Genomic DNA, 12,883 nt, shown 5'->3' on the forward strand with positions numbered 1-12,883 from the left:
CTTTGGCAAGTCTTTCTTGTACGTCGTCATATAAGTGATGTGATTTTGCGCACCGTGGATTGGCGTTGTCAATAGCGGCGGCTTGGGGGGATACCCTTGGCTTATCCCTTGACGCCACAAGGGTCAAAGGGGGTTCCGACGCACCGGATGGAGGGCTGAAGGTTGCGTGAGGACACCTCAACGACGGGTTGATGGCGCCTGTTTCCGGACCCTTGTCATCGTATCTCTTGAGGTTGAAAGGAGGGGGGGCGCGCGGCATGAGGCCGGGGTTCTATAATCGCGCTTGCCGATTACGACTGTGATAACCAAGGCGAAACCTGATGACGCTGTCTTCGACCGCACTCGACGAACTCGACCGTAACCTGCTCGCGCTGCTGCGGGTGAACGCGCGCGAGAGCACGGCCAATCTGGCGCGCCGGTTGGGCGTGGCGCGCACGACCGTGGTCGCCCGCCTCGGGCGGCTCGAGCATGCTGGCGTCATCGCCGGCTATACGGTGCGACTTGGGCAGGACGCCGCCGGTGGCGGGCTGCAAGCCTGCGTAGGCATCAGCGTGCAGCCGCGTTCAGGGCGCGACGTACTGCGGCGCCTGAACAAGATGCCCGAGATTCACCTGTTGTGCACCGTCAGCGGTGAGTTCGACTACGTGGCGTGGCTGCATGCTGCTTCGGCAGACCAGCTCGACGGGCTGCTCGACACCATCGGCGAGATCGACGGCGTGACCCGGACGACCACGTCGGTGGTACTCGCCCGCAAGATCGACCGGGGCGGCGTACTGCCCTGAGCATCCCCCTGTCCGTCCGGTGTCCCCTGGTGCCCCCGGTGCGTCGCCGCCGCGGTGCGGCCCGGGAGGCTCGACGCTCGCAGCGCCCGCAGCGCACGCGTACGCACTGGCCCAGCGTCTGCGGTAAATCGTTCGATTCGATGCGCGGTAATTTTCCGTAACCGGCTTCTAAGAATCGCGCCGCGTCCCGCCAGCGCTCGCGCGACACGCAAATTTCCCGTTGATCGCCGTGTTGCCGTGCGGCCGCAGGTTTGTCTGCCGATGGCGATAGTGCTAAAATTACTGAGAATTGTTTGCATTAACTTCTTCGTCAATCTGGAGTGCGTATGCGTGTGAAATCCCTCGTGGCAGCGGTGTTGCTTGCCGGTGTCGCCACCCTGGCTCAGGCCGCCGAGTTCCCCATCGGTAAGCCGCTGAATGTAGCGGGCATGGAAATCAACACGGTGTATCTCCAGCCGGTCACGATGGAACCGGCCGGCATGATGCGCGACGCCGCGAAGTCGGACATCCACCTCGAAGCGGACATTCACGCGATTGCCAAGAACCCGAACGGTTACGCCGAGGGTGACTGGATTCCAGGGCTGGAAATCACGTACAAGTTGCAAAAGATGAAGAGCGACGGCAAGACCCCGGACGGCGCTGCCGTGGAAGGCTTGATGATGCCGATGGTTGCGAGCGACGGTCCGCACTACGGTGACAACGTGAAGTTGGCGGGGGTCGGCAAGTACCGCCTGACGATGGTCGTCAACGCACCGGGCACGCTGCAGGAATTCGGCTGCAAGATGGGCGGTGCACCGGCCGCGGGCGCCCACGCGGCGCATGGCGGGATGGGACCGTGGTGCTTCGGCCGTCACGTCGACAAGGAAACCGGCGTGGGTCCGTGGTTCAAGCCGATCACCAAGGAAGTCGACTTCACTTTCTCGGGCATTGGCAAGAAGGGCGGCTACTAAGCCTGCCCGATCGTGATACGGCGTTGGCCTGTGGGTCAGCGCCGGTTTCGTTTGGAGCAAAAGGATGAATCAACGCATCGCGCGCCTGCTGGCCACGGTGATGGCTGTGATGGCGACGTGGTCGGTGCTCGTCGGCCCGACGCTTGCTCGTGCCGACGAATTGCCGACCTTCAGGCTGGAAATGAACAACGGCAAGCTCAATCCGGCGCGTATCGAAGTCCCGGCCGGTAAGCGCATCAAGATCGAGGTGCACAACACCGGAACGAATGCGGTCGAATTCGAAAGTCTGCAATTGCGCAAGGAAAAGGTGCTCGCACCGGGCGCGCAGTCGTTCGTGGTGATCGCCCCGTTGCAGCCGGGCGAGTACAAGTTTTTCGACGATTTCCACCAGCAGGCGCAAGGCGTGATCGTCGCCAAGTGAGCCTGCGGACGTTGTTTCGGACACACGGTAAGACACGCTTCACAAGAGGAATCACGCGATGGGTCAGGTCATGTTCATCGTCTGGCGCGAGAGCGTCGAGGCATTGCTGGTAGTCGGTATTCTCCACGCCTGGCTGGCCAACCCGGAGCACGGCGCCAAGCGCGGGCTTCCCTATCTGTGGGCCGGTGTCGCACTGGGGATTGCGGCGGCTGTCGGGCTGGGCGCGGCGCTCGTCGGCTTTACCGAGGTGCTCTCGGGCGACGCGCAGGATTACTTCCAGACCGCCATGGTGCTGATCGCCTGTGTGCTGATCGTACAGATGGTCTTCTGGATGAAGCGGCACGGGCGAACGCTCAAGCGCGACATGGAATCGTCGCTGCAAAAGAATCAGGATCAGGGCACGTGGTGGGGGGTGCTCGTGCTGGTGGCGCTGGCCATCGCCCGCGAAGGCAGCGAGACGGCCATTTTTCTGTACGGCATCGGCTTCGGCCAGCAGGGCAGCGTGCCGCCGTCGATGTGGCTCGCGGTGCTGATCGGTTTCGCGTTGGCGCTCCTGACATTCTGGCTGCTGCAACTGGGCGGAAAGATCTTCTCGTGGCGCCTGTTCTTCCGCGTCACCGAAATCATGCTGCTGTTCCTGGCGGCGGGCTTGCTTGAGTCAGGACTCGATCGTCTGATCTCGCTCGAGATCGTGCCGACATTGGTCGATCAATTGTGGGACACCTCCGCGGTGCTCGACGACGCCAGCCCGTTCGGCAGTCTCGTCGCCACGCTGACCGGCTACCGTGCGCATCCGGCCGGCATGAATCTGCTGGTGTACGCCGTGTACTGGCTGTTTATCTGGGCGCTGCTCAGGCGGGCCGACACCCCCGCCAAGCAGGTCAAGCCCGCCTGAATGAACGCGGGCGTGGGGCGGTGCGCACCGGGCAACGAAAGCCTCGCCAGTGCGCTGTAAGGCGCCACACAGCCGCGCGCGTTCCGGCACCCCGAGACCTACCGACGCGACGCGTATCGTCAGCCCGGCAAGGTCGTCCCCCCGACGTACGAGTTGAGCATGAGTATCGCCATACCTGTCCCGAACCGACTGGCCCGATTGGGCCTTTGGATGCAACGCCACGGCAAGCTCATACGTGGCGTGCAGTGGGGCGTCGTGCTCGTCTATGCGTTTCTCATTGGTGTGCCGGTGATGTTGCCGTTGCCCGACGAGACGGCACACATCCTCAACAACCTCACCGTTTTCGCGCAATTCACGTTCTGGGGCATCTGGTGGCCGTTCGTGCTCATCAGCATGGTGCTGATGGGCCGCGTCTGGTGCGGCGTGCTGTGTCCGGAGGGCACGCTTTCGGAATTTGCGAGCCGTCATGGACGCGGGCGCGCCATTCCGCGCTGGATGCGCTGGGGCGGTTGGCCATTCGTGGCCTTTGCCGGCACCACGCTTTACGGCCAGATGGTCAGCGTCTACCAATATCCGAAGGCGGTGCTGCTGGTGCTGGGCGGGTCGACCGTCGGTGCGATGGTCATCGGCTATTTCTACGGACGCGACAAGCGCGTGTGGTGCAAGTATCTGTGCCCGGTCAACGGTGTGTTTTCGTTGCTGGCGCGTCTGGCGCCGTTTCACTTCAAGGTCGACGAAGACGCCTGGCGTCGGTCGTACCACACCAACGGCCGCAAGATCATTCCGATCAACTGCGCGCCGCTCGTGCCGCTGCGCAATATGAAGGGCGGCGCGCAGTGCCATATGTGTGGCCGCTGCGCCGGACATCGCGACGCCATCGCGCTCGCGGGCCGCTCACCGAGCGACGAAATCGTTAAGTTCGGCGCGACCGAGAACAATAGTGTGTGGGACAGCGTGCTTCTCATGTACGGCCTGCTCGGCGTGGCCATCGGCGCGTTCCACTGGACGGTGAACCCGTGGTTCGTTGCGACCAAGACGGCGCTGGCCACCTGGCTCATCGATCGCAACATCATGTGGCCATTCGAGACGAACGCGCCGTGGTTCGTTTTCACCAACTACCCCGAGCAGAGCGACGTTTTCTCATGGCTCGACGGCGGCATGGTCGTCACGTACATCCTGGGCAACGGGCTGTTGCTGGGCTTGGCCTTCACGATCATCTTCGCTTTGGCCAACCGGGCGATGGGGCCGTGGCAGACGTCGCGCTTCAATCATCTGGCGCAGTCGCTGATTCCGATCGCCGGGGCGGGGGTGTTCATCGGTCTGTCGGCCACCACGATCAGCCTGCTGCGCGCCGAGCACCTGCCGGTGTACTGGGCGAACGATGTGCGCGCGGCCCTGCTCGCCGCGACTACGTTGTGGAGTCTGTGGCTGGGCTGGCGGGTGACCGGACGTCATGCACGCTCGCTGGGACGGCGTCTGGCCGGAATGGCCGGTGTCGTGGCGGCGCTGGCGCTGGTCAACTGGCTCTGGCTCCTCATGTTCTGGATCTGGTGACGGCGCGGGCGCGGCGATTGGCGAGCCCGTGGCCCGTGGCCTACAATGTCCCCACCAGTCTTTCCATGTGACGCCCATGTTGCTTGCCCAACGTCTTCCGCTCTATTTCCGCCTCGTTCGTCTCGACAAGCCGATCGGCACCGTGCTGCTGCTCTGGCCGACGCTCGCCGCGCTGTGGATCGCATCGAACGGGCATCCCGACCTCCTGCTGCTCGCGATCTTCACGCTCGGCACCTTTCTGATGCGCTCGGCCGGGTGCGCCATCAACGATTACGCCGATCGCGACTTCGACAAGTTCGTCAAACGTACGAAGGAGCGCCCGATCACGTCGGGACGTATCCGCGCGTGGGAGGCCGTGGCCGTGGCCGCGACGCTCGCCCTCGCCAGTTTTCTGCTGATTCTGCCGCTCAACGCGCTGACCAAGTGGCTCTCGATTCCGGCGCTGTTCGTGGCCGGTACCTATCCGTTCACCAAGCGCTTTCTGGCGATTCCGCAGGCGTATCTCGGCGTGGCGTTCGGGTTCGGCATTCCGATGGCCTTCGCGGCGGTGCAGAATCAGGTGCCGACGATCGCGTGGGTGCTGTTGCTCTCGAATGTATTCTGGTCGGTCGCCTACGACACCGAATACGCGATGGTCGATCGCGACGATGACCTGAAGATCGGCATCAAGACGTCGGCGATCACGTTCGGTCGCCTCGACGTGGTGGCCGTCATGCTCTGCTACGTGGGCGCGCTGGGCATACAGGCGGGCGTTGGCGTGTATCTCGGCTTCGGGTGGCCGTTTTGGCTGGGAATGGCAGTGGCGGCCAGCTTCGCGATCTACCATTACTTCCTGATTCGCGGACGCGAGCGCATGTCTTGTTTTGCCGCGTTCCGTCATAACAACTGGCTCGGTGCCGCCGTGTTTGCGGGCATCGTCGGCCACTATCTGCTGAGCGCGCAGGCGTAAGGGCAGAGGTAGGTGCCAGGGTAGGCGCAGGGGCGGGTGCCGGGACAGGTGCAGGGGCGGGGTGCAGTGACGGGGGCAGTGACAAGCTCGAGCGTGCGCCGGAGCGCCTGTCGAAAAGAAGCGGCCCGCATGCGGGCCGTTCGTCATTGCATCGTGTCGATCGTCGGGCGGTCAGGCGTCGCCCAACTCGTCGCCGAGTTCTTTGGCGCGGGTGTTGGCCGCGTGCACGCCACGCACGATCGCCGCCTTGACGGCGTCGCGCTCGAACGAGCTGAGCGCGGCAAACGTTGTGCCGCCCTTGGACGTCACACGCTCACGCAGCACACTCGCCGGTTCGCTCGACTGCGCCGCCAGTTGCGACGCACCCGTAAATGTGGCGACGGCCAACTGGCGTCCCTGTTCCGGCGAAAAGCCCAATTCCCGTGCGGCCTGCTCCAACGCCTCGATGAAATAGAACACATACGCGGGGCCGCTGCCGGAGATGGCGGTTACGCCATCGAGCTGGCTTTCCTTGTCGACCCAGACGATCTGCCCCGCCGCGCCCAGCACGTTCTCGGCGCGCTTGCGTTGGTCGGAATCGACCCCCGAGAGCGCGGCCAGACCGGTGATGCCCATGCCGATCAGGGCGGGCGTGTTCGGCATGCAGCGCACGATCTGGTTGTGGCCGCCGAGCCAGCGCGCCAGATCAGACGCCCGAATGCCCGCCGCAATGCTGATGACCAGTTGGCCGTTCAGGTGCGGTTGGAGCGCCTGCGCGACATCCTTGAGCACTTGCGGTTTCACGGCCAGCACGAGCGTGTCGTAGTCGCGCAGTCGATCGTTGGGGGTGCTGGCGGTCTCGACGCCATACTGCTTGACGAGGCCGTCGCGGGTCGATTCGTTGACGTCGATCGCGAGAATGTCGCGCGGGGCCGTGCCGCGTTTGACGAGTCCGCCGATCAGGGCATTGGCCATGTTGCCGCCGCCGATGAATGCAATTCTCATAACCATCCTTTGCGTTGCGTGAGTCGTGACCGTCGTTATCGCGTTATTGCGTTATTGCGTGGTTGCGCGTGTTTGCGTGTGATATCGCGTGATATCGCGTGTTGCGGCGAGCCGTGGCATTGCGCTCGCCACCGATGCGCGCAGCCATCAGGCCCGGGCGCCGTAATCGCGGGCACCAAAAATCGCGGTGCCGATGCGCACCATTGTCGCACCCTCGGCAATCGCCGCTTCGAGATCGCCCGACATGCCCATCGAGAGCGTGTCGAGCGCCAGACCGTCGGCGCGCAGGGCATCGAACAATTCGCGCAAGGCCTTGAATGGCGCGCGTTGTCGAGCCGGATCGCTTTCGGGTTCGGGGACGGCCATGAGGCCGCGCAATTGCAGATTCGGCAGCGCCGCCATGGCGCGCGCGACGGCGGGCACGTCGGCGGGTGTTACGCCGCTCTTGCTTGCTTCGCCGCTGATATTGACCTGCAGGCAGACTTGCAGGGGCGGGAGGTCCGTTGGCCGCTGCGCGCTCAGACGTTCGGCGATCTTCAGGCGATCCACCGAATGCACCCAGTCGAAATGTTCCGCCACCGGGCGCGTCTTGTTGCTCTGCAGCGGGCCGATGAAGTGCCACTCCAGCGGTGCGCCGTCGACTCTGTCGCCGGAAAGCGCGGCGATCTTGTCGAGCGACTCCTGGACATAGTTTTCGCCGAATGCCCGCTGACCCGCCGCGAGTGCTTCGCGCACGGCATCGACGCCGAACGTTTTCGAGACCGCAAGCAAACGCACACTGCCCGCCGGTCGGCCGGCATCGGCGGTGGCGCGGTCAATCCGGGAAAGCACGTCGTCGAGATGGGCGGCGATGGTCGACATGAGGCAGGTTCGGGCGTCAGGAGAGGCGAGGGCGGTGGCGCGAGAGTGTGTTTGACAGGTCGTGCCGGTCAATGATTATAGCCGTGCCCGCACTCGAGGTGCTACCCGGGAAAAAACGAGGTGCTACCCGCCCAATGCCCCGTGAGCCATGAACTGTACTCTGTGCCCCGAGCCCTATGCTCCCTGCTCCCTGCTCCCTGCTCCCTGCTCCCTGCTTCCTGCTTCCTGCTTCCTGCTCTCCGCTCCCCGCATCCCGCTTCCCGCTTCCCGCTTCCCGCTTCCCGCTCCATGACCCATGACCCATGACCCATGTCCCATGTCCCATGTCTGGGTGGCCGGTGGCCGGTGGCCGGTGGCCGGGCGGTCCGGTGGTCCGAAGCCTATCGAGCGGCCTTGGCGCGCGGCTTGTGGCAGACTGCGCGAAGCAAACATTCACAGGGAGCCAGCGATGAGCGCGAATTCGCAGCACATTTACGATTTTTCCGTCCAGACCCTCGCGGGCGAGACCGTCAGCCTGTCGCAATACCGCGGCAAGGTGCTGCTGATCGTCAACACGGCAAGCGAATGCGGCTTCACGCCGCAGTACGCCGGACTGCAGACGCTCTACGAACAACTTGCCCCGCGTGGCTTCGAAGTTCTCGCGTTCCCGTGCAATCAGTTCGGCAAGCAGGAACCCGGCGACGCACAGGCAATTCGCAGCTTCTGCGATCTGCGCTTTCACGTGACGTTTCCGATGTTCGCCAAGGTCGACGTCAAAGGGCCGGACGCCGCACCGCTCTATGCATACCTCACGCAGGAACAGCGCGGTGTGCTCGGCACGAAGGCGATCAAATGGAATTTCACGAAGTTTCTCGTCGATGCGACGGGCCACGTGGTAGCACGCTATGCGCCGACCGCGAAACCCGAGACACTTCGCGCCGACATCGAGCGACTGCTACCGGCTTGATTGGCCACGCACGGGCCGGCCAAGCCGCACTTGCCCCAGATTCAGGCGCTATCAGGCGCTATCAGGCGTTATCAGGCATGTCGAGGCGCATCGAGGCGCATCCGGGTGCATCAAGGCGCGTCCGGGCGCGTCCAGGCGTATCCAGGCGTATCCATGCGCCCACGGGCGCAGGCAGCCGCACGCAGGAAGATGCGGCGCACGCCGCAATACGCAGACATACGAAGCCGCCCGCGCCGCGCCGTTGCGCAGACGGCTCAAAACCCGAAACGCTCGCGGATGCGCTGCCAGCGACCGGTAGCGTGCGCCCGCCACCCTGCACGGTGGCGGGCATCGCCTGTGCTTTCGCGCAGCGCAATCCGGGCCCCGGCGTCGCTGGTCAGCGTCATCCAGCCGGGCGTCTCGACCACACGGACCTGACCCGCTGCCAGCGACACGACATCTCGCCAGACGCTCGCCGACAGCCAACGCGGTGCGAGGCCGAGGACGGCGCACCCTTGCTGTACATGAAACACCGTGCCGCGACTCACATAGGCGTGAAACGATTGCCCGCGTGTCAGCGTAATCGACGACGGCGACGGCAGGATGCCAGGCGCGTCGCCTCCCGCATCTTCAGGGTGAGCCCGCACCCAGGGCTGGGCAACGCGCGTTTGCGACGCCCCGGCATCGCCGCGATGGCGCACACGCATGGAATCAGGGGACAGCGCGGGCGAGGGGGGCTTTATCATGGCGGGCTCCGGGGCGTTGATGAGATGCAATACAGCGTATCGACCCGCGAGTGGCCCCGGTAGGCACACAATGGCATCGTTTCGTTCGGTACAGAACGGCGTCTGGCGGTCTGTTACGATGCCAATTCAATGTATCTGTATCTGTTATGGTCGCGTGCAATGGACGATCATCTGCGCATGAATGCCGTCACTCTTCCTCTCGCGACTTCGGACGCCACGCGGCCAGTCCCGCCTGATCCGACCGATCCGACCGATCCGACCGATCCGACCGATCCGACCGATGCGACCGATGCGACCGATGCGACCGATGCGACCGATGCGACCGATGCGACCGATCCGGCGACATCGCCCGATGGGGCCTCGCGGGATCGCACGCCGTTGTATCGGCAACTTGCCGATCATTACCGTCAGGCCATCGAGGCGGGCACGCTCACGCCGGGCGAGCGTATGCCAAGCGTGCGCACATTGATGGATCGGCACCAGATCAGCCTCTCGACCGCATTGCACGCGTGCCGTCATCTCGAGGCGCAGGGCGTGCTTGAGGCACGTCCGCGTTCGGGCTATTTCGTACGCGCGCCTGCGCGGGCCAGCCTGGTACCCGTGGCTGAACCGCGTCCGTGGGTGCCGGACCTGAGGCAATACGTCGGCATCAATCAGCGCGTATCGTCGATCCTCGCGCGAGGCCTTCAGGCCGACGTCAAAATCAATTTCGCGGTCGCCCACGGCGCGGCGTCGCTCTATCCGGTCAACGCGCTGCGTCAGGCCACGCTTCGGGCGTTGCGCGATAACCCGCTGCTCTATGGCACACCGCCGCCCGGCGGCGGCGAGGCCCGTTTTCGCGCTGCCATTGCCCGTCGAGCGTTGGAAGCGCGCATGAACATTCATCCCGAGGAGATCGTCGTCACGCACGGTTGCATCGAGGCGATCAATCTTGCGCTGCGGGCGGTGGCCACTGTGGGTGACGTGGTTGCCGTCGAGTCGCCCACCTACTACGCGCTGCTGCAAACGCTGGAGAGCATGGGCATACGAGCGCTCGAAATTCCCACGAGTCCGCAGACGGGAATCTCGCTTGAAGCGCTGGAATTGGCGAGCGAAACCTACGACAACATCAAGGCGGTCATCGTTGTGCCGCATTTCCAGAATCCGCTCGGGTCGGTGATGCCGGACGCGCACAAGGCGAGGCTCGTGAAATGGGCGGCGTCGCGCGGCATGGCGATCATCGAAGACGACACCTATTCGGCGCTGGGCGACGACGGCAATATCCCCGCCGCCATCCGGTCATGGGACACGACCGGCAACGTGATTCACTGTGCATCGCTGCACAAGACGCTGGCGCCGGGCATGCGGCTCGGCTGGATCGCCGGTGGCAAATGGCAGTGGCGCGTGGAGATGCTGAAGTACGCGCAGACACGCCCCAATGAAGCGCTCGCGCAAATCGCGATGGGCGAGTTCATCGACTCTCCCCGCTACGATCGTCACCTGCGTCATCTGCGCGCCCAGTTGCGCGAGCATCGCGCGGCGATGGCCGAAGCGATTGCGACCTACTTCCCGGCGGGTACCCGCCTGACGCAGCCCGCTGGCGGCTTGAGTCTTTGGGTGGAAATGCCCGGCGGCGTCAGTTCGGAGCAACTGTTCGATGCCGCGCTCGCGAAGGGGATTCGCGTTGCACCGGGCAGTCTTTTCTCCAATTCGGCACGTTACGACCACTTCCTGCGCATCAATGGTGGGCAGCCGTTCACGCGTGAAATCGACAAGGCGGTTCGCACCCTCGCGTCGGAGGTCGTGCGTTTGCTGGACGAATCGCGTTGAGCCGCCAGTTCGCGGGGGCCGGTGTTTGGCGCGGAATTCCGCTCGGCGTTCCGCTCAGAACTCCGTATACATCCGCCCCGGATTGAAGATCCCGGCGGGGTCGAACACCGACTTGAGGTTGCGATGAATGCGCATCACCGGTGCGGGCAGCGGCGTGAAGACGCTCACGCCGGGCTCGCCGTAGCGGAAGAGCGTGGCGTGCCCGCCGTCCTGCCGCGCCGCAGAGCGCACGATTTGTGCGTCGGCGTCAGTGATCCACCAGCGCTGTGCGCCGCCCCACTCGATGAGCTGCTTGCCCGGCAGCCGGTGCGGCTCGGCGGTGGAGGGCACCGCCAGGCGCCACAGGGCCTGACCCGGTCCCGCGTCGGCGAAGAAGTTGTCGGTCTGCTCACGGATGGCGTGCCAGAATTTGGCCGCGTGAATGGCGTCGACCAATTCGCCGCCCATTTTCACGCGCGCGGCCTTGATGGCCGCCGACGCGCCCGCCAGACGAATCACCAGTAAGTCGCTGCGCCACGCACTGCCGGTAATCGGTAACGGTTGCCCGCCCCATTCGTTGAGCTTGCGCACCGCGTCGACGGCGTTCATTTCGAATTGCAGCGTCAGCTCTGCGAACGGCTGCGGCAACACCTTGAGCGACACTTCGAGAATGAGCCCCAGCGTGCCGAGCGAGCCCGCGAGCATGCGCGAGACGTCGTAACCGGCCACGTTCTTCATCACCTGCCCGCCGAAGTTCAGCACGTGACCTCGACCGTCCATCAACTTGGCGCCGAGGACGAAGTCGCGCACGGCCCCGACGGCGCTGCGGCGCGGGCCGGCAAGCCCGGCGGCCACCGCGCCGCCGAGGGTTGCGCCGGGGCCGAAGTAGGGCGGCTCGAACGGCAGCAACTGATTGCGTTCGGCGAGCGCGGCTTCGACTTCGGCCAGGGGTGTGCCGCACCGGGCGGTAATGACCAGTTCCGCCGGGTCGTAGGCCACGATGCCGCTATAGGCGCGCGTGTCGAGCACGTCGCCTACGCGCTGTTGCCCGTACCACGCTTTGGTGCCGCCGCCGCGAAGCTGAAGGGGCGCACGGCGTGCCGTTGCATTTTCGATGACGGCGCGGAAGTGCTCGAGAGTATCGTTCGTATCGGTCATCAGCTGGGTTCGGGCGGCGGTGGCAGGTCGGATTGATAAGGTCCCAACTCGCTGCCGCAATGTTTGCAGTAGCTGGCGTCGGGGTCGTGCCCTTCGGTGTGACATTGCCGGCAGGTGCGCGTGGTGATCAGTTTCTTGTTCATGGCCGAATGGATCTCGGCACCCATGATGCCGGTCGGAATCGCAATCACGCCATAACCGAGCAACATCACGAAGCCGGTGATCGCCTTGCCCAGGGCGGTGACGGGCACCACGTCCCCGTAGCCGGTGGTCGTGAGCGTGACGATGGCCCAATAGATGCCGACGGGAATGCTCGTGAACCCGTGCTCCGGCCCTTCGATGATGTGCATGAGCGTGCCGAAGATCACCACGATGATCGAGATGAACCCGAGAAACACGAGGATCTTGCGACGCGCGTTGTAGAGCGCAATGCTCAGCACGCCGGCTTCGTTCACATACGCCGTGAGCTTGAGAATTCGGAACGCACGCATGAGGCGCAGCAGGCGCACGTCGATCAGGCCATGCATCTCGGGCACGAGTATCGCGAGATACGTCGGCAGGATGGCCAGCAGGTCGATCATGCCGTAGAACGACAGCGCATACCGCAGCGGCCGGTGAGCGCTGAGCAGTCGCGCGATGTACTCGGCCGTAAAGAGCAGCGTGAAGAACCATTCGAGGATCGCCAGCGGTCGCGCGGACGTCGCCTGCACGGCCGGCACGCTCGAGACGATCACCGTGAGTACCGAGAGCACGATGGCGACAAGCAGCGCGATGTCGAACAGTCGACCTTCGCGCGTGTCGGCTTCGAAGATGATGATATAGAGCCGCTGCCGCCAATCGTGCGGCAGCCAATCCGACGGCGGGCGCATG

At 64.5% G+C, this 12,883-nt stretch carries 13 protein-coding genes; 8 read left to right on the forward strand and 5 right to left on the reverse strand.

Annotated elements, in window-relative coordinates; genetic code table 11:
- The first annotated feature begins 320 nt into the window (after positions 1 to 320).
- The 6 genes from ACE3UG_RS09890 to ubiA all read left to right on the forward strand — a co-directional run bounded on the left by ACE3UG_RS09890 (position 321) and on the right by ubiA (position 5,551).
- Positions 321 to 782, forward strand: coding sequence for an Lrp/AsnC family transcriptional regulator (locus ACE3UG_RS09890; protein WP_374622959.1), 462 nt, complete (start codon positions 321 to 323; stop codon positions 780 to 782).
- 326 nt (positions 783 to 1,108) lie between these two features.
- The gene (locus tag ACE3UG_RS09895; RefSeq protein WP_374622962.1) at positions 1,109 to 1,732 is read left to right on the forward strand and encodes an iron transporter; all 624 of its coding nucleotides are present in this window, start codon (positions 1,109 to 1,111) and stop codon (positions 1,730 to 1,732) included.
- 100 nt (positions 1,733 to 1,832) lie between these two features.
- The gene (locus ACE3UG_RS09900) at positions 1,833 to 2,153 is read left to right on the forward strand and encodes a cupredoxin domain-containing protein (protein ID WP_374623269.1); all 321 of its coding nucleotides are present in this window, start codon (positions 1,833 to 1,835) and stop codon (positions 2,151 to 2,153) included.
- Between the two features lie 58 nt (positions 2,154 to 2,211).
- The gene (locus ACE3UG_RS09905; RefSeq protein ID WP_374622965.1) at positions 2,212 to 3,048 is read left to right on the forward strand and encodes an FTR1 family protein; all 837 of its coding nucleotides are present in this window, start codon (positions 2,212 to 2,214) and stop codon (positions 3,046 to 3,048) included.
- A gap of 210 nt (positions 3,049 to 3,258) precedes the next feature.
- Positions 3,259 to 4,602: a 4Fe-4S binding protein gene (locus ACE3UG_RS09910; protein WP_374623272.1), complete on the forward strand. Its 1,344-nt coding sequence runs from the start codon at positions 3,259 to 3,261 to the stop codon at positions 4,600 to 4,602.
- 76 nt (positions 4,603 to 4,678) lie between these two features.
- Positions 4,679 to 5,551: a 4-hydroxybenzoate octaprenyltransferase gene (gene ubiA / locus ACE3UG_RS09915; RefSeq protein ID WP_374622967.1), complete on the forward strand. Its 873-nt coding sequence runs from the start codon at positions 4,679 to 4,681 to the stop codon at positions 5,549 to 5,551.
- Positions 5,552 to 5,722: 171 nt separating this feature from the next.
- Here the strand turns inward: ubiA and proC are convergent, their stop codons facing one another.
- Both proC and ACE3UG_RS09925 read right to left on the reverse strand, forming a co-directional pair.
- On the reverse strand, positions 5,723 to 6,535 hold the full coding sequence (gene proC, locus ACE3UG_RS09920) for a pyrroline-5-carboxylate reductase (protein ID WP_374622969.1): 813 nt from the start codon (positions 6,533 to 6,535) through the stop codon (positions 5,723 to 5,725).
- Between the two features lie 147 nt (positions 6,536 to 6,682).
- Complete coding sequence (locus ACE3UG_RS09925; protein WP_374622972.1) at positions 6,683 to 7,396, reverse strand: YggS family pyridoxal phosphate-dependent enzyme; 714 nt, start codon at positions 7,394 to 7,396, stop codon at positions 6,683 to 6,685.
- A 448-nt stretch (positions 7,397 to 7,844) separates the two neighbouring features.
- Between ACE3UG_RS09925 and ACE3UG_RS09930 the strand changes: the two genes are divergently transcribed.
- The gene (locus ACE3UG_RS09930; RefSeq protein WP_374622974.1) at positions 7,845 to 8,342 is read left to right on the forward strand and encodes a glutathione peroxidase; all 498 of its coding nucleotides are present in this window, start codon (positions 7,845 to 7,847) and stop codon (positions 8,340 to 8,342) included.
- 254 nt (positions 8,343 to 8,596) lie between these two features.
- Here the strand turns inward: ACE3UG_RS09930 and ACE3UG_RS09935 are convergent, their stop codons facing one another.
- Positions 8,597 to 9,067, reverse strand: a complete 471-nt coding sequence (locus ACE3UG_RS09935; protein WP_374622976.1) for a hypothetical protein — start codon at positions 9,065 to 9,067, stop codon at positions 8,597 to 8,599.
- A 177-nt stretch (positions 9,068 to 9,244) separates the two neighbouring features.
- Between ACE3UG_RS09935 and ACE3UG_RS09940 the strand changes: the two genes are divergently transcribed.
- The gene (locus ACE3UG_RS09940) at positions 9,245 to 10,876 is read left to right on the forward strand and encodes a PLP-dependent aminotransferase family protein (RefSeq protein WP_374622979.1); all 1,632 of its coding nucleotides are present in this window, start codon (positions 9,245 to 9,247) and stop codon (positions 10,874 to 10,876) included.
- A gap of 54 nt (positions 10,877 to 10,930) precedes the next feature.
- Here the strand turns inward: ACE3UG_RS09940 and glcE are convergent, their stop codons facing one another.
- Entirely contained in the window at positions 10,931 to 12,013 is a 1,083-nt protein-coding gene (glcE, locus tag ACE3UG_RS09945; protein WP_374622982.1) for a glycolate oxidase subunit GlcE, read from the reverse strand.
- Positions 12,013 to 12,882, reverse strand: a complete 870-nt coding sequence (locus tag ACE3UG_RS09950) for an ion transporter (protein WP_374622985.1) — start codon at positions 12,880 to 12,882, stop codon at positions 12,013 to 12,015. The genes glcE and ACE3UG_RS09950 overlap by 1 nt, the downstream gene beginning before the upstream one ends.
- Position 12,883 lies beyond the last annotated feature (1 nt).

Source organism: Pandoraea sp., from assembly GCF_041919235.1.
Lineage (GTDB): Bacteria > Pseudomonadota > Gammaproteobacteria > Burkholderiales > Burkholderiaceae > Pandoraea.

Bases quoted from the DNA above. Each gene is read 5' to 3' on its own strand.
- ACE3UG_RS09895 (WP_374622962.1), top strand. From the start codon at position 1,109: ATGCGTGTGAAATCCCTCGTGGCAGCGGTGTTGCTTGCCGGTGTCGCC.
- ubiA (WP_374622967.1), top strand. From the start codon at position 4,679: ATGTTGCTTGCCCAACGTCTTCCGCTCTATTTCCGCCTCGTTCGTCTC.
- ACE3UG_RS09925 (WP_374622972.1), bottom strand. From the start codon at position 7,396: ATGTCGACCATCGCCGCCCATCTCGACGACGTGCTTTCCCGGATTGAC.
- ACE3UG_RS09940 (WP_374622979.1), top strand. From the start codon at position 9,245: ATGAATGCCGTCACTCTTCCTCTCGCGACTTCGGACGCCACGCGGCCA.
- ACE3UG_RS09900 (WP_374623269.1), top strand. From the start codon at position 1,833: ATGGCTGTGATGGCGACGTGGTCGGTGCTCGTCGGCCCGACGCTTGCT.
- ACE3UG_RS09950 (WP_374622985.1), bottom strand. From the start codon at position 12,882: ATGCGCCCGCCGTCGGATTGGCTGCCGCACGATTGGCGGCAGCGGCTC.
- proC (WP_374622969.1), bottom strand. From the start codon at position 6,535: ATGAGAATTGCATTCATCGGCGGCGGCAACATGGCCAATGCCCTGATC.
- ACE3UG_RS09910 (WP_374623272.1), top strand. From the start codon at position 3,259: ATGCAACGCCACGGCAAGCTCATACGTGGCGTGCAGTGGGGCGTCGTG.
- ACE3UG_RS09890 (WP_374622959.1), top strand. From the start codon at position 321: ATGACGCTGTCTTCGACCGCACTCGACGAACTCGACCGTAACCTGCTC.
- ACE3UG_RS09905 (WP_374622965.1), top strand. From the start codon at position 2,212: ATGGGTCAGGTCATGTTCATCGTCTGGCGCGAGAGCGTCGAGGCATTG.
- ACE3UG_RS09930 (WP_374622974.1), top strand. From the start codon at position 7,845: ATGAGCGCGAATTCGCAGCACATTTACGATTTTTCCGTCCAGACCCTC.
- ACE3UG_RS09935 (WP_374622976.1), bottom strand. From the start codon at position 9,067: ATGATAAAGCCCCCCTCGCCCGCGCTGTCCCCTGATTCCATGCGTGTG.
- glcE (WP_374622982.1), bottom strand. From the start codon at position 12,013: ATGACCGATACGAACGATACTCTCGAGCACTTCCGCGCCGTCATCGAA.